A 20,466-nucleotide genomic window follows, 5' to 3' on the forward strand; every position below is an offset into this window, starting at 1 on the left:
GAAAGAAGACGATGACCAAGCCCGCTCCCAAGAAGGTCGTGCTCGCTTATTCGGGCGGCCTCGACACTTCGATCATCCTGAAATGGCTGCAAACCGAATATCGGGCGGAGGTGGTGACCTTCACCGCCGATCTCGGCCAGGGCGAAGAAGTGGAGCCGGCGCGGCGCAAGGCTGAGCTGCTCGGCATCAAGCCGGAGAACATCTTCATCGACGATCTTCGGGAGGAGTTCGTCCGCGACTTCGTCTTCCCGATGTTCCGCGCCAACACCGTCTATGAGGGGCAATATCTACTCGGCACCTCGATCGCGCGGCCGCTGATCGCCAAGCGCCAGATCGAGATCGCGCGTCAGGTCGGCGCCGACGCGGTCTGCCACGGCGCGACGGGGAAGGGGAACGACCAGGTCCGCTTCGAGCTCGGTTATTACGCGCTGGAGCCCGACATCCGCGTCATTGCTCCCTGGCGAGAATGGGAGTTCGCCAGCCGCGAGCAGCTGATCGACTTCGCCGAGAAGCACCAGATCCCGATCTCGAAGGACAAGAAGGGCGAAGCGCCATTCTCGATCGATGCCAACCTCCTGCACTCCTCCTCCGAGGGGAAGGTGCTCGAGGACCCGGCCATCGAGGCGCCGGAATATGTCCACCAGCGCACGATCTCGCCCGAGGACGCGCCGGACAAGCCGACCGTTATCGAGATCGAGTTCGAACGCGGTGACCCTGTCGCGATCGACGGCGCGCGCCTGTCGCCGGCTTCGCTGCTGACGAAGCTCAACCAGCTCGGCCACGATAACGGCATCGGTCGCCTCGATCTGGTCGAGAACCGCTTCGTCGGCATGAAGTCGCGCGGCGTCTACGAGACGCCCGGCGGCACGATCCTGCTGGCTGCGCATCGCGGCATCGAGAGCATCACGCTCGACGGCGGCGCCATGCATCTCAAGGACGAGATCATGCCGCGCTACGCCAAGCTCATCTATAACGGCTTCTGGTTCTCGCCGGAGCGCGAGATGCTCCAGGCGCTGATCGACAAGAGTCAGGAGCATGTCAGCGGCAAGGTGCGGATGAAGCTCTATAAGGGCAACGCCACCGTGATCGGACGCGAGAGCCCCGCGGCCATCTACGACCAGGACCTCGTCACTTTCGAGGAGGGTTCTAGCTCCTACGACCAGCGCGACGCCGCTGGGTTCATCCGCCTGAATGCGCTTCGGCTGCGGATTGCGGCGGCGCGCGATCGGCGACTGGCGAAGGGCTAATCGCCGAGCGCCTTCCGCGCGTCTGCAATTCGGGCGCGGACGCCATCGGGCGCAGTGCCGCCGTAGCTGGTGCGGCTCTGGACCGAGGCGTCGACGGTGAGGACGCCGTAGACGCGCTCGTCGATGCGGGCATCGATGGCCTTCAGACTCTCGATATCAAGCTCGGAGAGGCCGACGCCGCGCTCCTCAGCAAGGCGGACAGCGCGCCCGGTGATGTGGTGCGCCTCCCGAAAGGGCACGTCCGCCTCGCGCACCAGCCAGTCGGCAAGGTCGGTGGCAGTCGAGAAGCCGGCTTCGGCGGCGGCCCGCATTCGATCGACGTTGAAGCGCGTCTTCTCGACCATCCCCGCAAGCGCCTCGATCGACAGCATCAGCAGATCGTGGGCCTCAAAAACCGGCGCCTTGTCGTCCTGCATATCCTTGGAATAAGCGAGCGGCAGGCCCTTCATCGTCACCATGAGCGACGTCATGGCGCCGGCGATCCGCCCGGAGTGGCCGCGGACCAGCTCGGCGGCGTCGGGATTGCGCTTCTGGGGCATGATCGAGGAGCCGGTCGAGAACTCGTCGGGAAGAGCGACGAATCCGAACATCGGGGTCGACCAGATGATCAGCTCTTCGGCGAGGCGGGAGAGGTGCAGGCTGCACTGCGTCGCCGCCATCAGATAATCGAGCGCGAAGTCGCGGTCGGACACCGAGTCCAGCGAATTGGCGGTTGGACGCGAGAACCCGAGTGCCTTGGCCGTCGCGTGGCGGTCGATCGGGAAGCTCGTGCCGGCCAGCGCGGCCGCGCCCAGCGGGCACTCGTCGAGCCGCGCAGACGCGTCGGCGAAGCGCGAGCGGTCGCGGCGGAGCATCTCGTAATAAGCGAGCAGATGGTGACCGAGCGTCACCGGCTGGGCCGGCTGGAGGTGCGTGAAGCCGGGCATCACCGCCTTCGCATGCTCCTCCGCCCGGACGACGAGGATGCTCTGGAAGGATCGCAGCGTGCGATCCGCCTCCGCCATCGCCGATCGCACCCACATCCGGAAGTCGGTCGCAACCTGATCGTTGCGCGAGCGGGCGGTGTGCAGCCGGCCCGCAGCGGGGCCGATCAGCTCGGCGAGGCGATGCTCGACATGCATGTGGATGTCTTCGAGCGCCTGGTCCTCGGGCACGCCGTCGCGCTCATATTCTTCCGCGATGCGGTCCAGCCCCCCGAGGATGGCCTCCGCATCCCCGGCCGAAAGGATGCCTCGGTCGCGGAGCATAGCGGCATGGGCTTTCGATCCCGTCAGATCCTCCCGCGACAGTCTTTTGTCGACGCCGATCGAGGCGTTGATCTCGCGCATCAAGGCGGCCGGGCCGCTGGCGAAGCGGCCGCCCCACATCTTGTGCCCCTCGCCGGAGTTCATCGCGTCACCCTTGCCCATGGTGCGCGGATAGGGCGTCGCGGAGATTGCCGCCAGCCTCGTCGAGTGCTTGCCTCGCCTGTTCGGGATCGAGTCCGAGAGCGATCAGGACCGCCTGCTTGATCCTGCGGCCGGAGCGTTCGAGCGCGGCCTCAGCAGCCTCGCGCCCGACGCCGGCGATCTGCGACACCATATGCGCCGCGCGTCCCCGCAGCTTGCGGTTGGAGAGCCGCATGTCGACCATCAGGCCGTCATGAACGCGGCCGAGGCGCAGCATCGTCGCCGTCGAGAGCAGGTTGAGGACGATCTTCTGCGCAGTCCCTGCTTTCATGCGTGTGGATCCGGCGACGATCTCCGGCCCGGTCTCGATCAGGATCCGATGTTCGGCCGCATTGATGAGCGGCGTGCCGGCATTGCTGGCGATGCCGATGGTGAGCGCGCCGGCCGCGCGTGCCGCCGTTATGGCGGCGACGGTGTAAGGCGTCCTCCCGCTGGCGGCGACGCCGATCACCACGTCGGAGGGGGTGAGAGCGGCCCGTCCGATTTCGTCTGCGGCGGCGGCTTCGTCATCCTCGGCGCCTTCGACGCTGGTCAGCATCGCACCCATGCCGCCCGCCAGGAGGTATAGCGTGCGATCGTCACCCCAATCATAGGTGGGTCCCAGCTCCACCCCATCCTGCACCGCCAGGCGCCCGGATGTGCCGGCGCCGACATAGATGAGCCGCCCCGTTCCGCCTCGCAGCCGCTCCGCCGCCGCGTCCGCCGTTGCCGCGATCGCCGCCGCCTGCGACTGCACAACAGCGGCAGCGGCGAGCTGCCCTTCCAGCATTGCCTGCACGGCGTCGCGGGTAGGCCAGAGATCGAGGCCGGCATATCGGGCGCTGATCAACTCAGTCGACAAATCCGCATCTCCTGTCCCGCGCGCTGCTATGAACTTTATTCACAGCGCTGCTATACAATCCTAAGACTGCTTGCCACGGGGGTGGGGGTAAGATTGCGGGCGATGGAGCTCTATCTCGGCATAGATGCCGGCGGCACCCATACGCGGGCACGGCTGGTGACGGCGGACGGCGCCGTCATCGGGACCGGCGAGGCCGGCCCGGCCAACACGCGCATCGGGCTTCCGGAGGCACTGGACGCAGTCGAGGACTCCTATCTTCAGGCGCTGGCCGAGGCAGGACTGGACAAAGCGCACCTGGCTTCGGTGCGTGTGGGGCTGGGCATAGCCGGCCTCAACCGCCGCGGCGTTCTGCCCGGGCTTCAGGAGCATGACTTCCCGTTCCGCTCGATCGCCTTTGCGAGCGACGCCGCCATTGCCAATCTCGGCGCCCACGCCGGCGGCGACGGCGCGATTGTGATTGTCGGCACCGGCAGCATCGGCTTCGCGCGCGTCGGCGAGGAGGTCTACACGATCGGCGGCTACGGCTTCCCGGTCTCCGACGAGGGCAGCGGCGCCGACCTTGGCCTCCGCGCCATCCGCAACGCGCTCTGGGCCCGCGACGGACGCATTCCGCATAGCGGCATGACCGAGGAGGTTCTGGACTATTTCCACGGCTCGGCCGGCGAGATCGTCGACTGGACGGCGCGGGCGACGCCGACCGATTACGCCGCCTTCGCGCCGATGGTGATGGACCATGCTTCGGCCGGCGATCCAGTGGCCGAGGTCATCGTGCAGGCGGCCGCGCGGCGCCTGGATCGCCTCATCCGCGTCCTTCTCGACAGGGGCGCACCCAGTTGCTGCCTGATGGGCGGGGTGGCGGCGCGGATGCGCGACTGGCTGGCGGCGAGCATCCGCGAGCGCCTCAGCGATCCGCTCGGCGACGCGCTCGATGGCGCCATCCTCCTGGCGAGGACCCGGGCGGCGGCCAAGGAAGCGGCCTAGGCCGGGAGCGCGTTGCCGCCGATCCAGGTCTCGATCACCTCTTTTCGCCCGTTCACCAGAACGAGATCGGCAGCCATCCCGGCTGCGATCGCGCCTCGTTGGTTCGACATGCGCAGCGCGGCTGCCGGAGAAGCGCTCGCCATCCTGACTGTTGTCGCATAGTCGATGCCCATCAGCCGCTCGGCGTTGCGCACTGCCGTCGCCATGTCGAGATCGGAGCCGGCGAGCGCGCCGTCCGGCGCCACGCAGCGGCCGTCGTCGGCGACGATGCGATGTCCGCCAAGCTCGAACTCCTTCACGTCTGAGCCGACGGTCGGCATCGCGTCGGTGACGAGCAGGAGGCGATCGGCGCCCTTGGCAGCAAGCGCCACGCGGAGCGCCGCCGGGTGCACGTGATGGCCGTCGACGATGAGGCCGCACCAGCTGTCGCGATCGTCGAGCGCGGCGCCGACCGCTCCGGGGGCACGGCTGCCGAGCTGGGTCATTGCGTTGTAGAGGTGGGTGAAGCCGGCGAGGCCCTCATCCAGCGCCGCCCGCACCTCCTCGTAGGAGCCGTTGGTGTGGCCGGCGGCGACGATGACGCCGCGCTCCCCCAGCGCCCGTATCGCACCAGACGGCGCCAGTTCCGGAGCGAGGGTGACTAGGGTGCGGCCGCGCTTCAGCGAGGAGAGGAGCCCGATCGCCGCGGCATCGAGGGTCCTGAACTTGGCGGCGTCGTGAATGCCTTTCCTGGCAGGATTCAGGAACGGCCCTTCGATATGGATGCCGAGCACCCCCGGGACGCCTTGCTCGATGGCCGCGTCGACCGCCGCGATGGCTTGCGACACCACCTCCAGATCATCGCTGATCAGGGTGGGCAGCAGTCCCGTCGTCCCGAATTGCCGGTGGGCTGCCGCGATGGCGGCGACGCCGTCGACGGTCGGCTGATCGTTGAGCAGCACGCCGCCACCGCCGTTCACCTGGAGGTCGATGAAGCCCGGAAGGAGATCTCCGTCCAGATCGAGCCGTTCCGCATCGGTGGGGCATTCGGCCGCACCGGTGACGGCGGCGATCGTGCCCTTCTCGATCAGGACGCAGCGATCCTCCTCGAAGCCGGAGGGCGTCAGCACCCGTCGGGGAAGAAGTGCCTGCCGCCTCATCGGGTGCGCGTGACCTTCTGGAGGTGGGGCGGCCGGTCCGGGTCGAGCCCGCGGGCGAGGCTGAGCTGGTTTGCCAGGCGATAGAAGCTGAGGATGGTCGCGACGGGCATCAGCGCAGGATGCGCGTCGGTCAGCACCGGAAGAAGGGTGCCGCCGCTCTCTCCCGCGATCATCACATGAGCGCCGCGCTCTGCAAAGTCGCCGGCGAGCGCTGCGAATGCTTCGCCGGCCTCGTCATTGGTGGGCAACATCAGCACGGGGAAACCCCGTCCGACGATCGCCATCGGCCCATGCTTCACCTCGGCGGCGCTATAGGCTTCGGCATGCAGCCCGCACGTCTCCTTGAGCTTCAGGGAGGCCTCCTGCGCAATCGCCAGGCTGAGCCCGCGACCGAGCACGTAGAGATTCCTTGCGTCGCCAAGCAGCGGCAGGGCAGGGGACCAGTCGAGCGTCCAGGCCCGCCGTAGAAGCTCAGGCGATTGCGCCAACGCGCCTGCCAGCTCTTCATCCTCGCTCCACTCGGCGACAATCCGGGCGATGACGAACAGCGAGGCGATGAACGACTTGGTCGCCGCGACGCTTCGCTCCGTCCCCGCCAGCATCGGGACAGCGAGGTCGGCCAGCCCGGCAAGCGGCGCATCGGCATCGTTGACGATCGCGACGACGAAGGCGCCTGCCTCACGTGCCGCCTGCGCCGAGACGAGCAGGTCGGGGCTCCGTCCGGATTGTGAGATGGCGAGGAACAGGGCGCCCTTCAGCTTGCGCCAGGCGGTGCCGTAGATCGAGGAAGTGGAGGGCGCGAAGGAGGCGACCGGCGTCCTCACCCGCGTCTCGATCAGATATTTGGCGAAAGTGGCGGCGTGGTCGGAGCTGCCTCTCGCGCAGGTGATCACGACATGCGGATCGAGTGCGCGAAGCTTCTCGCCCAATCGCCGGATCGGCTCCGCCAATTCGGCGAGATGACGCTGCGCCACGTCCGCCGCTTCCGCGGCCTCGCGATACATCAGCGTCTGCTCTGGTCGTTGCACGCTCGCTTCGATAAGCTCCGGAGCCGATGCAGCAAGCGAAACGTGCCGAGACGTCGCTCGAAGCGGCACTGATACTGGTGCTCGGCGACAGGCTCCTGACCAGCGAGAGCGCCCGCAGGCACTATGCCCGCAGCGAAGGCCATCATGGCGAGCACCTCCCCGACCTCGTCGCGCGCCCATCGAACGTGGAGGAGGTGCAGCACATCGTCCGGGCGGCGGCGGAGCATAGGGTGCCGCTGGTCCCTTATGGCGCCGGCACCTCGCTGGAAGGCAATGCCGCGGCGGTCGTCGGCGGGCTCTGCCTCGACCTCTCCGGCATGGATCGTGTCGTCGAGGTCAGCGTGGAGGATATGCTCTGCGTGATCGAGCCCGGCGTCACCCGTGAGCAGCTCAATGCGGAGCTGCGGGCGACGGGGCTGTTCTTCCCCGTCGATCCGGGCGCCAATGCGACGCTGGGAGGCATGATCTCGACGCGCGCCAGCGGCACCAATGCGGTGCGCTACGGCACGATGCGGGAAAACCTCATGGCGCTGAAGGTCGTGCTCGCCGACGGCACCCTCATCCGCACCGGCAGCCGCGCCCGCAAGTCGTCCGCGGGCTACGACCTCACCCATCTCTTCACCGGCGCCGAGGGGACGCTCGGCATCATCGTCGAGGCGACGCTGCGCCTGCACGGGCTGCCCGAGACCGTGCTCGCCGGCACCTGGCCGTTCGAGACGCTCGATGGCGCCGTGCAGACGGTGATCGCCACCATCCAGTCGGGAATTCCCGTCGCGCGGATGGAATTGCTCGATCCAGCGGCGATCCGCGCCTGCAACCGTTTCTCGAACCTGTCGCTGCCGGAACAGCCGACCCTCTTTATCGAGCTGCACGGATCCGAGGCGGGGGTACATGAGCAGTTCGAGATCATCCAGGCGATCGGCGCGGAGTTCGGCGGCGGTAAGCTCTCGCGCGCGGTCGAGACCGAGGCGCGAGCGCGGCTCTGGAAGGCCCGCCACCAGGCGCTCCCGGCGGCACGGGCAATGGTCCCCAATGCGGTCACCTGGGTGACTGACATTTGCGTGCCGATCTCGCACCTCGCCGAGGCCATTGGACGCGCCCAGGCCGGAATCGAGCAAGCCGGCCTGCTGGCCCCGATCCTCGGTCATGTCGGCGACGGCAACTTCCACGTCTTCTTCGTCCTTCCGCCCGGCGATGAAAGCGCCTGGGCCAGCGCGCGCCGGATCAACGAAGCGATGGTGGACCATGCTTTGTCGGTCGGCGGCACCTGCACCGGCGAGCACGGCATCGGCATCGGCAAACGCAAGGCGCTGGTCCTCGAGCATGGCGACGAGGCGGTCCTGCTGATGCGGCGCCTCAAGCATACGCTCGACCCGCAGGGCATGCTCAACCCGATGAAGCTCTTCGGCGACAGCGCGGGCGAGAGCCGCTAGGTTCCTGGCATCATGAACCTTCGTCACATCGAGATTTTCCACGCGGTCTACGTCAACGGTTCGGTCAGCGCCGCCGCCCGCGCGCTCAACGTCTCGCAGCCGTCCGTCTCGAAGATGCTGCGCCATGCCGAAAGCCTGCTCGGCTTCCAGCTCTTCCAGCGCACCAATGGTGGCTTGGTGCCGACGCAGGATGCGCACACCCTCTTCACCGAGGTCAGCGAGATCCAGGACCGCGTCCATGCGCTGCGCGAGGCGGGGCGCAACCTGCGGCGCGGCGTCGGCGGCATGCTGCGGATCTCGGCCCTGCCCTCGCTCGCGCTAGAGGCGATCCCAACCGCGGTCGCGCGGTTCATGCGGAGCCACGAGAACGTGAAGTTCGACCTCCAGACCGTCCATCATGACGATCTGCTGAGGAAGCTCTACGAGCGCGAGACCGACATCGCGATCGCCTATCAGGTGCCTCCGGCCGCCCCGATCGCGCAGCACTGGCTGGGCGAAGGCGAGCTCGTCGTCCTCTATCGCGAGCAGGACATGCCGGACGCGCCGCCGCGGATCGAGCTCGAGCGGCTGCGAGGCCAGCGCTTCATCAGCCTCGCCGCGAGCGGGCCGATCGGCCAGCTCTTCACGCAGGAGCTGCAGCGCCTCGAACTGGAGCTGGACGAGGTGGTTTCGGCCCGCACCTTCTACATCGCCAGCGCCCTCGTCCGGCAGGGCGTCGGCATGACCGTCGTCGACAGCTTCACCGCCCAGGCCGCGCTTGGCCCCGGCCTCGCGATGCGGCCGCTGAAGCCCCAGCTCGCCTTCGACATTCACGCCATGTTCCTGATCAACCGGCCGCCGGGCGCGCTGGCCACCGACTTCCTCAAGACCCTCGCGAAGGTGATCGACGCGCCATAACGGCAAGCTATGGTGAGCCCGCTACTCGCTATGCGTGCGGCGAAAGGGCCTCCGATACGTTTCAGAGCGAAATGATACCTGCGCCCTTCCTTCTGTATCTCGGCCGCAGCGCGGATGCGCTGGGGATCAAGACCTCGCGCGGCCTGGCGACCTTCCGCCCCGAGGATTGCGTCGGCGAATTCCGCCACGACGACTGCCCGCAGACGCTCGGCCTGCCGCGCCTCACCATGGCCGAAGCGGTTGCGAAGGGGGCGCGCACCCTGGTGCTCGGTATCGCCGGCGCCGGCGGCAAGCTGCCGGAAGAGCTGATCGAGGATGCAGCCGCGGCGCTGCAGGCCGGCATGAACGTCGCTGCGGGCCTCCACGAGCGGCTGCGTGACCAGCCGCGGCTTGCTTCGCTGGCGTGGGAGCACGGGCTCCAGCTCTTCGACGTGCGCGATCCGCCGGCCAATTTGTCGGTCGGCAAAGGCTATGCCCGGCCGGGCCACCGCCTTCTCACCGTCGGCACCGACTGCTCGGTCGGCAAGATGTATGCGACGCTGGCCCTGACCCGCGCGCTGCGCGACCGCGGTGTTGCCGCCGATTTCCGTGCCACCGGCCAGACCGGCATATTGATCGCAGGGGGCGGCGTTCCGGTGGATGCGGTCGTCGCCGACTTCATCTCGGGCGCGATCGAGCAGCTCGCGCCGGCCCGCGACGATGACGGCTGGGACCTGATCGAGGGGCAGGGGTCGCTCTTCCACCCATCCTTCGCCGGCGTGTCGCTGGGCCTCCTGCACGGCGCGCAGCCGGAGGCGCTCGTGCTCTGCCACGAGCCGGAGCGCCCGCATATGCGCGGCATTCCGGGCCGGGCGCTGCCGGACCTCGCCGAATGCCTGGAGCGCAATCTGGAGGCGGCGCGGCTGACCAGCCCGGACGTGCGAGCGGTCGGCATCTGTCTGAATACGTCCGAGATGGACCGCGATGCCGCTCTCGGCTTCTGCATGCGGACCGAGGATCAGCTCGGCCTGCCCTGCACCGATCCCATCGCCTTCGGGGTGGAGACCATCATCGACCGGCTTCTATGCCTAGACACCTCGACGCGCAGCACGATCGCTTCGCGCTGACGCAGCCGTTCCGGATCGCGCGCGGCGTCAAGACCGCCGCGGACGTGGTCACCGTGACGATCAGGGAGGGGGACAAGGTCGGGCGCGGCGAGGGCGTTCCCTATCCGCGTTACGGGGAGAGCCTCGAAAGCGCCCTCGCCGCGGTCGCCGAGGTGCGGCCGCTGATCGAAGGCGGTGCCGGTCGCGAAGAGCTCCTGAAGAAGATGCCGGCCGGCGCGGCGCGCAACGCCGTCGATTGCGCCTTGTGGGACCTCGAAGCCCGTCGGTCCGGCCGGAGCGTCGCAGACAGGATCGGCGCCCCATCGCCCGAACGACTGGCGAGCGCGCTGACCATCGTGATCGATACGCCCGAGGCCATGGCCCGGGCCGCCGCCTCCATCGCCCACGTCCCGCTGATCAAGGTGAAGGTCGATGCGAACGATCCCGAGGCGCAGATCCGGGCGGTGCGTGAGGCGGCGCCGGAGCCGCGGCTGATCGTCGATCCGAACGAGAGCTGGGACCGTGCGCTGGTCGAGGCGTTCCAGCCCCTGCTCGTGGAAGTCCGCGCCGATCTGCTCGAGCAGCCCGTGCCTGCGGGGGAGGATGAATGGCTGGAGGGCTTCACGCCGTCTGTCCCGATCTGCGCCGACGAAGCGCTGCACGTTGCCGCCGACCTACCGGTCATCGCCCGCCGCTATCAGGTCGTGAACGTGAAGCTCGACAAGACCGGCGGCCTCACCGAGGCGCTCGCGCTCGCCCGCGCCGCTCGCGAGGCAGGCCTTGGCCTGATGACCGGCTGCATGGTCAGCTCCTCGCTCGCGATCGCGCCCGCTCTCCACATCGCCCGCATGTCCGATTTCGTCGACCTTGACGGCCCGATCTGGCTGAAAGAGGACCGGCCTGGCGGTGTCACTGACGAGGGCGGCTACCTTCATCCGCCCGCACCCTGCTTCTGGGGAACGCCATGAGAGTTCGCCGCCTCGCTTTGTTGCTTGCGACAAGCATCCTTTCACTCGGCGCAGCGCCGCCCGAGCAGGTCGACCTCATGATCCGCGGCGGCACCGTCTACACCGGCACCGACGCGCCGTTCGTCGGCGACGTAGCGATCTCGGGCGACCGCATCCGCGCCGTGGGCAAGAGCCTGTCCCTGCCGGCCAAGCGTGTCGTCGACGCGAGCGGCATGATCGTCGCGCCCGGCTTCATCGATCCGCATACTCATGCCGCCGAGCAGCTCGCCTCCGACGACGCCGGCACGCGTCTCATCCCGGCTTTCCTCATGCAGGGCGTGACCACCGCCTTCATCGGCAATGACGGCGGCGGCGATCCCGAGGTGGCGGCGGTGCTGGGCAGCGCGCAGAGCAAGCCTGTCGGCATCAACTATGCCGCTTATGTCGGCCTTGGCCCGGTACGGCGGCAGGTGATCGGCGACGTGGACCGGGCGCCGACGCCGGCCGAGCTCGCGCGCATGAAGCAGCTGGTCGCCAGCGCCATGTGCCAGGGCGCGCTCGGCTTCTCCACCGGCCTCTTCTATGCGCCCCAAAGTTTCTCGAAATCGGACGAGGTGGTGGCGCTTGCGCGCGAGGCGGGCCTTCGCGGCGGCACCTACGACAGCCATCTGCGCGACGAATCCAGCTACTCGATCGGCCTCGCCGCCGCCGTGGACGAAGCGATCACGGTCGGGCGTGAGGCGCGACTTCCCGTCAACATCTCGCACATCAAGGCCCTCGGCGTGGACGTGCACGGTCAGGCGCCCGCGATCATCGCCAGGATCGAGGCCGCCCAGCGCGCCGGCCAGAAGGTCACCGCCGACCAATATCCCTGGTCCGCCTCGGGCACGAGCCTCGCCTCATCTCTGGTGCCTCGCTGGGCGCAGGATGGCGGGCGCGCCGCATTGCTCAAGCGCTTCGACGACCCGTTGGTCATTGAGAGGCTGCGCAGCGAAATGGGCGACAACCTTCGCCGCCGCGGCGGCGCGGAGTCCCTGCTCATCACCGAGGGTGAGCAGAAGGGCCGCAGGCTCGCCGAGGTCGCCAAGGCCATGGGCCTCAGCCCGGTCGCAGCCGCCATCGTGGTCATTCGGGTGGCGGACCCGTCGGTCGCCTCGTTCAACCAGACCGAGGCCGACATCGCCGCCTTCATGCGCCGCCCCTGGGTGATGACCGGCTCCGACGCCTCCACCGGCCACCCGCGCGCCTACGGCACGTTCCCACGGAAATATTCGGAATATGTGGTGGCCCGGAAGGTGATCACCCTGCGCGACTTCATCGAGCGCAGCACCGCGCTTCCAGCGGACACGTTTGGCCTCGAAGGCCGGGGCCGGCTGAAGCGCGGCGCCTTCGCCGACGTTGTGGTGTTCGATCCGAAGCGCTTCTCTGCCCGCGCCACCTACGAGCAGCCGACCCTGCTTGCTACGGGCGTCCGCACCGTCCTCGTGAACGGCGTCCTGGCGGTCGATAACGGCGACGCGACCGGCGCCGCCGCCGGTCGCGCGATCGCGAAGACTCCGCCGCCGGGTAGCTGCCCTCAGCGTTGAAAGCGAATGTTTGCCCGCGGGGGCCCAGTCTTGGCGTGCGCCTCGCCTTGAACGAGAATGCACCTCGCGTCCGACCGGCACCCGCCGCAGCAGCACGTTGGGGAACGGCTGCGGCGGGCTTGTAGCCGAAATGATCAGATCAGCGGCTGGCTCAAGAAGTGCAAGGCGTGGGCGTCGGACATGCTGTCGTGGATTCCCGCGCCGGCCAGGCTGGTTGCGAAGGTGGACTGCGCCATGCCCTCGAACTGCACCTTGCTGATGTCGTCGACCCCGTAGAGGTTGACGGCGCCGGCGCCGAGCGAGCCGTCGGGGTTGGCGAAGGCGATGTTGAGATCCAGCGTGCCGTCACCGTCGAAGTCGCGGACGCGGACGTAGCGGATCTCCAGATTCTCCAGGCGGATGCGATCCTCGTCGACGTTGAAGTCGTAAACGAAGTCGGCGCCGCCGTCGCGCGCGAACACGAACGTGTCGGCGCCCTCGCCGCCCCAGAGCTGGTCGTTGCCCAACCCGCTCGTCAGGGCGTCGTTGCCGTTGCCGCCGAACAATTGATCACCGCCGCGGCCGCCGTCGAGCAGGTCGTGACCATCGCCCCCGATCAGGATGTCATCGCCCTTGCCGCCGTAGAGCTGGTCCTCGCCGGCGCCGGTCTCGATCCTGTCGCCCAAGGGCGTGCCGATCCGGATCTCGCCGTCATTCACGCCGGTGACGGTGACTTCCACCGTGGCGGTGCTGGTCAGGCCGTCCTCGTCGGTGATGGTGTAGTCGAAGCGATCGATGACGGTCTCGCCCGGCGCGAGCGCGTCGAAGCTGTCATTGTCGGCGACGTAGCGGAGCGTCTGGCTTTGCGCATCGAAGACAAGGCTGCCGAGCGTGCCCGTCCCGTCGACCGACTCGATCGACAATGCGTCGCCGTCGGGATCGCTGTCATTGCCGAGCAGCTGATCCCAGAGGTTGCCGGTGCTCGCGTCCTCGTTGACCGCCACTGCATCGTCGGCCGCGACGGGCGCGGCGTTCTGGCCGGGGATGAAGAAGGTCGCGACCAGCTGATCGTGGTCGGAGCTGCGCAGTTCCTCCGGCTGCTCGGAATTGACGTGGACCACGTCGAAGCGGGCGCCGGCGAGCAGGCCGTTGGTCGCCACCATATTGTCGAGCGGCTGGAGATTGCCCTCGAACATGTAGGAGTAGCGCTCCTCCTCCGGCAGCAGGCCGTAGAGGTTGGTGAACACGCCGTTCTCATGCAGCGAGGCGAGCGATTCCTCGAAATAGAAGCCGTTGAAGTCGCCGGCGACGAGCAGGCGGAGCGACGGATCGGTCGCGAGCTGTTCGTTGACATAAGCAGCGACCGCGTCCGCCTGCGCCTCGCGGGCGCCGTCGCCGCCATTTTCCGGCGGCTGGCTGCTGCCCCAGAGGGTCTCGCTGCCCAAGCGGGAGGTGAAGTGGACGTTGACGACGCTCACCTGCTGGCCGTTGAACTCGAACGTGCCGACCAGCGGCCGCCGGGTGCCTTCGAAGGCAGGGGCCTCGATCAGCGACAGCCCGCCCTCGACCAGCGACACCCGGTCAGGATTGTAGAGGAAGCCGTTGCGGATGTTGCCGCCGGCCGCGCCGCCGGTCTCGCCTGCACGGCTCGGCGCCACCTCGACATAGACATAGCGGGGGCCGCCGGCCTCCACGATGGCGTCGATCAGGCCCTGCGCCGAAGCCTCGCCCGACAGCGGGTCGGTGCCATTGACGCCATTGCCATCCTGCACTTCCTGCAGGGCGATGATGTCGGGAGCGGAGAGGTTGTAGACGATGTTGCCGGCGAGCAGGTCGAACTTCTCGGGCGTGTCCGCCGGGCTCAGATTCTCGACGTTCATCGATGCGATCGACAAATTGTCGGCGTCGCCGTCCAGCGAAGTGCTCTCGCGGCCGAGGGTTACGTCCTCCGTAACCGACACGGCCTCCGTGACCAGCACCTCATAGTTGTTGAAGCTGTAGGAGACGACGCCCGTCACGTTGCTGAGGCGGTCGCCCTGGGTGAAGGCCGGGTTGAAGCCGGCGAACAGTCCGGCATCGTCGTCGATCTGGATCTTCTCGGGATTATAGTCGCCTTCCGAGATGGTGATGCCGCCGCGGCTGTTGACGCCGGTGGCGCCGACCCCGCCCGAGGCGACCACGCCGGTCTCGCCGAAGCCGTTCGTGTTGGTGACGACGAGCGGCGCATCGATGGTGATGCGCATGCCTTCCAGCGACTCATAGAAGTCGATGCCGTCATTCTCCGGATCGAAGGTGGCGAAGCCGTCATCGTCGATCGTCTCGCTCGGCGGCAGCACGCCGCCAGTGCCGATCAGCACGGCGTCGGGCAGGTCGTTCTTCTCGGAGATAAAGGTGACGGCGCTGCTGTTGAGCTGCGTGACGGTGAGGTTGGTCGCATCGCCGCCGGGCAGGAACTCGGTGACCGTGCCGCGCACTTCGACGGCGTCGCCCACGCGGACGCTCGACTGCGCGCCGGTGAAGACGAACACCGCGTCGGAGGTGCGGGCATTGCCGTCGCCGTCGGCGTCCTGGAGGTAGAAGCCGTTGTCGTCGACTGCCGTCACGATGCCGGTGGTGGTGACGACCTGGTTCACATAGGCCGAGCGGTGCGCCTCGCCCTGGATCTCGTAGATGGTCAGCGCGATCGGATCGTCGTTGAGGATGGTGCCGGTGGCGGTGCCGTCGACGACCACGACCGGGCCTGTGGTCGCACCGAGGGTCACGCTCAGCGTTTCGTTCGGCTCGCCGACCACGTCGCCGACGACGTCGATGACGATCTGCTGCGTGCGCTCGCCGGGAGCGAAGGTGACGGTGCCGCCATATTGCGTGCCGGCGGCGAGATCGGCGGCGGTGGCGGTGCCGTCCAGGTTGATCGTGTAGGCGACCGTGCCGGTGCCGGCGCCGCCGCCGGCGCGAGTGACGGTGAAGACGAGCTGGCGCGTGCCCGCATCGCCTTCGCTGACGCTGGCGTCGCTGATGCTGACTTCGCCATTGGCATTGGCGCCGATGAAGTTCTGGCCGGCGTTGAGGCTGCCGAAGCTCTGCTCGCTCGCGTCCGCCCAGGTGAAGTCCTCATAGCTGCCGCCGCTGCCGCGGAGCTGCAGCGAGAAGCCGTCGGCCGGCGCGGGTTCCTCGGCGACGCCGATGTCGGTGCTGGTCAGGCCGGCGGCGGGACCGTCGGTCGCAGTGAAGCTGCCCTCGTAGGAGAGGAACTGCACGACCTGGCCGCTGGCGTCGACCAGGGCGACGCCGTCGGGGCTGCCATTCTGGATGTTCGGCGTCGCGAAGGCGAGCGCGCCATAGCCGTCATCCTCGTCATCGATCACGCCGGACAGCGGGATCGTGGCGTAGGGAACGCCGCCATTGCCGTTGTAGAGGACGAGGCTCCAGCCGCTGAGGTCGGTGCCGGCGACGCCGGCGATCTCGACCATCTCGCCGGTGTCGGTGCTGGCGTCGTCATAATGGATTTCGTTGATGAAGGCGCTGTCGCTGGGAGGAGCGGCATCGTCGTTGGTGATGGTGCCGGTCGCTTCGGCATCGCCGAGCGTGGCGCCGCCGGTCGGGCCGGACAGGGCGACGGTGAACGTCTCCGTCGGCTCGAAATCAGTGTCGCCGGCGATCTCGAGCGTGATCGTGGCAATGTTCTCGCCATCGGCGAAGTTCACGGTGCCGGTCAGCTGGGTGGTGGCGAGGTCGGAGCCGTCCGCGCCGCCGGGGCCGCCCGGAAGGGTCACAATGTATGTCGCAGAGACGGCACCGTTGGCGCCGCCGTCGCGATTGACGGTGAAGCTGATCACGCTGGTGCCGGCATCGCCTTCGGCGGCGGCGGCGTCGGTGATGGACAGGATGCCGGGCGCCTCGACCTCGATGGGGGTGCTGGTGACGCCGATATCGTCGATGCCGATGAAGGCGTCCGAACCGGTCGAATCGGTGGTGATCACGCGCACCTGCACCTGAGCTTCGCCGTTGACCGCGGCGGGCAGGGTGACGCTGAGCATCGTGTCGCCGCCGGTATTGGCGTTGGCGATATAGCCGCCCTCGATATTGAGCCAGTCGCCGCTATTGCCGATGCGGTACTGGACGGCGATCGGCTGCGTCGCGGTGGTGCCGCTGTCGATGTCGCGCAGGCGGGTGGAGAAGACGACGTCCTGCCGTCCCGTCGCGTCGAGATGGATCACGAGATAGGGCGCGTCCGCGGTGCCGGAGCCCTGCAAGGCGATGACGGGGTCGAGCAGGTCGTCAAAGTCGACGACGCCGCCGGTGTTGAAGGTGTTGGGGTCGTTGGGGCTGGGGTTGGCGATCACGTCGACGACGTCGCTGGTGCCCGTGACGCCGGTCGGGTTCCGTCCCGCGCCGGGAACCAGATTATCGCCGCGATAGCCGACGATGGAGGCTACGTTCGACCAGTCGTCGTCGGCCGTGATCGAGTTTCGATCCGACCAATCCTGCCAGAAATTGGCGGTCGCGAGCGAAAAGTAAGTAGCCGTCATGTTTCAGGTCCCCACGCTGCAGCACCGCGCAGAGCGACGCGTCACGGCCAGCGGTCGTGGCGACTGCCCCTCATGCGGTATTCGATGATTCGTCCGGCTCGCCGCCGGCCCCGCCGCCATTAACTGCCCCGTGTGACGGGGAAATTACAAGCGCCTGTCCGTCCCACAGCGAGACATAATTTTCCTGTTACTTTTCAGTGACAAAGTCAATCGGCCGCGCTGGCAGGGCGAGGGGGTCAGTCCGTGCTGCGGCGCCGGGCGTGAACGCGGAGCAGACGCTCCATCCTCTCTTCGGAAAGGCGTTCGAAGAAGGCGGCGCCGATCAGCGTCCGCCGGATCCAGCGGATCTGGATGGGCAGCTGATCATATTCCGCGAGGTGGGCGATTACGGTCTGCTCCACCGCCAGCGGCGCGTCGGTCATGCCGCACAACCCGAGTGCGCTCAGGTCCTTGAGGTGCAGGATGTAAAGGTTCGAATCGACCAGCAGGTTGATCTTGGCACCGGTCACATTGTGGCGCTTGGCCTTGCGATCCTTGATCGCCGCGGCGGTCGCCTCCTGAGCGGCGTCCCCGCCGCCCCGGCCGAGGAACTTCAGCATCACCGGCCTCCCTGCGGAGCCGTGGCGGGCGCCTGACTGTCGCCGCGCCAGGCGAGGATGATCGCCATGCGACGGTTGCGGGGGTCGTAGCGGTCGGCAGCGACATAGGGTTCGCGGTCGGCGACGCCCTCGATCCGGGCGAAGCGATCCACCGGCAGGCCTGAGTTGGCGAGTGCCTCCCGCGTCGCCTCGGCACGTGAAGTCGACAACATCCAGTTGTTCATCGACTTGCCCGCGGCATAGGGGAGCGAGTCGGTGTGGCCGCGGACGATGATCTTGTTCGGCACGCCCTCGATCACCTTCGCCACCTCGCCGATCAGCCGCCGCGCCTGGGGCACGAGCTGGTCGGTGGCGAGCGCGAACATGGAGAAATTGGCCTCGTCGACGAGATCGATGCGCAGGCCCTCGCGCGTCTCGACATAGCGGACGTTGGCCTTGAGCTTCTTCAGCTCCGGGATCAGCTCCATGCGCTGGTCGAGCGCGCGCTTCAGCTCCTGGAAGGCCTGACGGTCCTTCATCAGCTCATGGCCTTCCTTCGGCCCGCCGGTGGCGGACTCCGGGATGACGATCGCGCGATTGCCGGTCTGAGCGGCGCGGTTCGGGTAATTGTCCTTGGAGATCAGAGAGTCGCCGCCGAGCAGGCCATTGGAGCCGGCGCTGTTCTGCTTCATCTCGACCAGGGTCGGTGTAAAATAGTCGGCAATGCCCTGGCGCTTCTGCTCGTCGGTCATGCCGAGCAGCCACATCAGCAGGAAGAACGCCATCATCGCCGTGACGAAGTCGGCATAGGCCACCTTCCAGGCGCCGCCATGGTGGCCGCCATGACCCCCGTCGATGATCTTCTTGACGATGATCGGCCGCGGCTCGGGCTCGTTCTTGCCCCGCGGCTTGGCAGCGCTTGCCATGATCTTAGCGGCCCCTCATGCCGTCGAAGACGTCGGCGAAGGCGGGCTGGTTGTTGTGGCTGATACTGGAGCGCGCGGCCTCGATCACCAGCGGCAGCGGGTGGCCGTGCAGCGAGGCGACGATGATCTGCTTGACGACATGATAGATGGCGGCGTCGCCCTCGATCACCTGCCGCGCGCGGTTCGCGAACGGGCCGATGATGCCGTAGGCGAGCAGCACGCCGAGGAAGGTGCCGACCAGCGCCGAGCCGATCATGCCGCCGAGGATCGCCGGCGGCTGGTCGATCGAACCCATCGTCTTCACGACGCCGAGCACGGCCGCGACGATGCCGAGGGCGGGCAGCGCGTCCGCGAGGTTCTGCAGCGTGTCCGCCGGGCGGATCGCATCGTGATGGTGGGTCTTGAGGCTGTTGTCCATCACCTCCTCGACCGCATGCGGATCGAGCGTGCCCGACGACACGACGACCAAGCGCAGGGTGTCGGTGATGAGGTGGATGAGCGTGTCATCCTTCAGGAGCTTCGGATACTCGGCGAAGATCGGGCTCGACTTGGGATCCTCCATGTGCGGCTCGACCGCGACGGGGCCGTCGGTGCGCAGCATCTTCATCAGGCGCGACACCAGGAAGATCGTGTCGAGGAAGTCCTTCTTCGCGTATTTCGGGCCCTTGAAGACATTGCCGAAGCCGCCGAGCAGCTGCTTCAGTTCCTTCCCCGAATTGCCGGCGATCAGCGCGCCGAGAGCGGCGCCGCCGATGATCAGCATCTCATGCGGAATAGCGTGCATCACGGGGCCGAGCGCGCCGCCCGTGATGGTGAAGCCGCCGAAGACCATGAGGAGGAGGACGACGACGCCGATTGCTGGAAACATGAACAAGACCCCGTCGGCTACCGGCTGGCCAGAAGCCCGCCCTCACAGACATTTACGGCAGGGTAAGCGGGCTCTTTATGGTTAAGCCCGGCGGAAGATGGTTAAGACGCCCGATCAGCGGATGATGTCGAACAGGCTGCTCTTGTTGAGGCGCGCGAAGATCGCCTGGGCGGCCTCCAGGCTCACCTGGCGCGAGGACAGGCGGGCGATGATCTCGGGAATGTTGGCTCCCTCGATGGCGCCGCGCTGCTCATCGAGCTGCACCGCCGAATTCTCGAGCGCCTCGCGCACCGCGTCCAGGCGGTTGGCGCGCACGCCCTGATCGGCTCGTGCATTCGCGACCTGGGTGACGCCGAGGCTGATATTGGCCAGCGCCGCCTGGCTTGCGGTGGTCCGCAGGGCAGGGTCGGGCTCCGTCACCGCCGCGACCGCCGCGTTTATGCTCGCGACGATATCGACCGGAGCGTCGAAGATGGAGGCGCGGTCCGCGACGGGCGCGATCCGAACGCCGGCGCTCACCGGCACTTCCAGGGCGCCATTGGCCCGGAAAAGAGGCTCGCCTCGCGGATCGCGCGTGTCCCGAAGGGCCGCCAGCTCCTCGGCGATCGCGCGAAGCTCGGTGGCGATCGTCGCCCGGTTCGCATCCGAGAGGGTGCCGGTCGAGGCGGCGATCATCAGCTCGTTCGCGCGCTCCAGGCTCAAGGCGGTGGAGGTGAGGACCGTGTCGGACCGCGCCGCAAGCGCGGAGGCGGTGTCGATGTTGCGCATCCAGGTCGCTTCGTTTGCCTCCGCACGTGCAATCTCGCTGACGCGTGCGGCGCCGATCGGATCGTCGGACGGGGCAAGGATGCGCTTGGTGGTCGCGATCTCGGCCTGGCCGCGCGCAATTTCCTGCGCGAGCTTCGCCTGGCGGTTGATCTCGAGAGTAAGGCGATGACGGGTGCCGGTGATCAT

At 67.8% G+C, this 20,466-nt stretch carries 16 protein-coding genes; 7 read left to right on the forward strand and 9 right to left on the reverse strand.

What is annotated here, in order from left to right; translation table 11 throughout:
- The first annotated feature begins 11 nt into the window (after window positions 1-11).
- Window positions 12-1,247: an argininosuccinate synthase gene (locus tag AC5JBD_RS07745; protein ID WP_495721215.1), complete on the forward strand. Its 1,236-nt coding sequence runs from the start codon at window positions 12-14 to the stop codon at window positions 1,245-1,247.
- Here AC5JBD_RS07745 and argH read toward each other — a convergent pair.
- A complete protein-coding gene (argH, locus tag AC5JBD_RS07750; protein ID WP_495721316.1) occupies window positions 1,244-2,614 on the reverse strand; it encodes an argininosuccinate lyase in 1,371 nt (456 codons plus the stop codon). The two genes, AC5JBD_RS07745 and argH, sit on opposite strands and share 4 nt — an antisense overlap.
- Window positions 2,615-2,642: 28 nt before the next feature.
- Complete coding sequence (locus tag AC5JBD_RS07755) at window positions 2,643-3,536, reverse strand: N-acetylmuramic acid 6-phosphate etherase (RefSeq protein WP_495721216.1); 894 nt, start codon at window positions 3,534-3,536, stop codon at window positions 2,643-2,645.
- Window positions 3,537-3,638: 102 nt separating this feature from the next.
- Here AC5JBD_RS07755 and AC5JBD_RS07760 point away from each other — a divergent pair, with 102 nt between their 5' ends.
- Complete coding sequence (locus AC5JBD_RS07760; protein ID WP_495721217.1) at window positions 3,639-4,517, forward strand: glucosamine kinase nucleotide-binding domain-containing protein; 879 nt, start codon at window positions 3,639-3,641, stop codon at window positions 4,515-4,517.
- Here the strand turns inward: AC5JBD_RS07760 and nagA are convergent.
- Complete coding sequence (gene nagA / locus AC5JBD_RS07765) at window positions 4,514-5,656, reverse strand: N-acetylglucosamine-6-phosphate deacetylase (protein WP_495721218.1); 1,143 nt, start codon at window positions 5,654-5,656, stop codon at window positions 4,514-4,516. The two genes, AC5JBD_RS07760 and nagA, sit on opposite strands and share 4 nt — an antisense overlap.
- Entirely contained in the window at window positions 5,653-6,684 is a 1,032-nt protein-coding gene (locus tag AC5JBD_RS07770; RefSeq protein ID WP_495721219.1) for an SIS domain-containing protein, read from the reverse strand. Before AC5JBD_RS07770 ends, nagA begins: the two co-directional genes overlap by 4 nt.
- 26 nt (window positions 6,685-6,710) lie before the next feature.
- On the opposite strand from AC5JBD_RS07770, the gene AC5JBD_RS07775 reads away from it, so the two are divergent.
- The 5 genes from AC5JBD_RS07775 to AC5JBD_RS07795 all read left to right on the forward strand — a co-directional run bounded on the left by AC5JBD_RS07775 (window position 6,711) and on the right by AC5JBD_RS07795 (window position 12,632).
- Window positions 6,711-8,117 (forward strand): FAD-binding oxidoreductase, encoded by a 1,407-nt coding sequence (locus tag AC5JBD_RS07775; protein WP_495721220.1) that lies wholly within the window; start codon window positions 6,711-6,713, stop codon window positions 8,115-8,117.
- A 12-nt stretch (window positions 8,118-8,129) separates the two neighbouring features.
- Entirely contained in the window at window positions 8,130-9,014 is an 885-nt protein-coding gene (locus AC5JBD_RS07780) for a LysR family transcriptional regulator (RefSeq protein ID WP_495721221.1), read from the forward strand.
- Window positions 9,015-9,085: 71 nt separating this feature from the next.
- Window positions 9,086-10,120 (forward strand): N-acetyltransferase DgcN, encoded by a 1,035-nt coding sequence (gene dgcN / locus AC5JBD_RS07785; RefSeq protein ID WP_495721222.1) that lies wholly within the window; start codon window positions 9,086-9,088, stop codon window positions 10,118-10,120.
- On the forward strand, window positions 10,078-11,067 hold the full coding sequence (dgcA, locus tag AC5JBD_RS07790; RefSeq protein ID WP_495721223.1) for an N-acetyl-D-Glu racemase DgcA: 990 nt from the start codon (window positions 10,078-10,080) through the stop codon (window positions 11,065-11,067). The genes dgcN and dgcA overlap by 43 nt, the downstream gene beginning before the upstream one ends.
- Window positions 11,064-12,632: an N-acyl-D-amino-acid deacylase family protein gene (locus AC5JBD_RS07795; RefSeq protein ID WP_495721224.1), complete on the forward strand. Its 1,569-nt coding sequence runs from the start codon at window positions 11,064-11,066 to the stop codon at window positions 12,630-12,632. Before dgcA ends, AC5JBD_RS07795 begins: the two co-directional genes overlap by 4 nt.
- Window positions 12,633-12,766: 134 nt before the next feature.
- Here AC5JBD_RS07795 and AC5JBD_RS07800 read toward each other — a convergent pair whose 3' ends face one another.
- From AC5JBD_RS07800 to AC5JBD_RS07820, 5 genes are all read right to left on the reverse strand, one after another.
- Window positions 12,767-17,140, reverse strand: coding sequence for a DUF8508 domain-containing protein (locus AC5JBD_RS07800; RefSeq protein WP_495721225.1), 4,374 nt, complete (start codon window positions 17,138-17,140; stop codon window positions 12,767-12,769).
- A gap of 236 nt (window positions 17,141-17,376) precedes the next feature.
- Window positions 17,377-17,739: a PilZ domain-containing protein gene (locus AC5JBD_RS07805; RefSeq protein WP_495721226.1), complete on the reverse strand. Its 363-nt coding sequence runs from the start codon at window positions 17,737-17,739 to the stop codon at window positions 17,377-17,379.
- Window positions 17,739-18,644: a flagellar motor protein MotB gene (locus tag AC5JBD_RS07810; RefSeq protein WP_495721227.1), complete on the reverse strand. Its 906-nt coding sequence runs from the start codon at window positions 18,642-18,644 to the stop codon at window positions 17,739-17,741. Before AC5JBD_RS07810 ends, AC5JBD_RS07805 begins: the two co-directional genes overlap by 1 nt.
- A gap of 4 nt (window positions 18,645-18,648) precedes the next feature.
- Window positions 18,649-19,512, reverse strand: coding sequence for a flagellar motor stator protein MotA (gene motA, locus AC5JBD_RS07815; RefSeq protein WP_495721228.1), 864 nt, complete (start codon window positions 19,510-19,512; stop codon window positions 18,649-18,651).
- Between the two features lie 114 nt (window positions 19,513-19,626).
- On the reverse strand, window positions 19,627-20,466 hold the full coding sequence (locus AC5JBD_RS07820; protein WP_495721229.1) for a flagellin N-terminal helical domain-containing protein: 840 nt from the start codon (window positions 20,464-20,466) through the stop codon (window positions 19,627-19,629).

This window comes from Allosphingosinicella sp., from assembly GCF_059502505.1.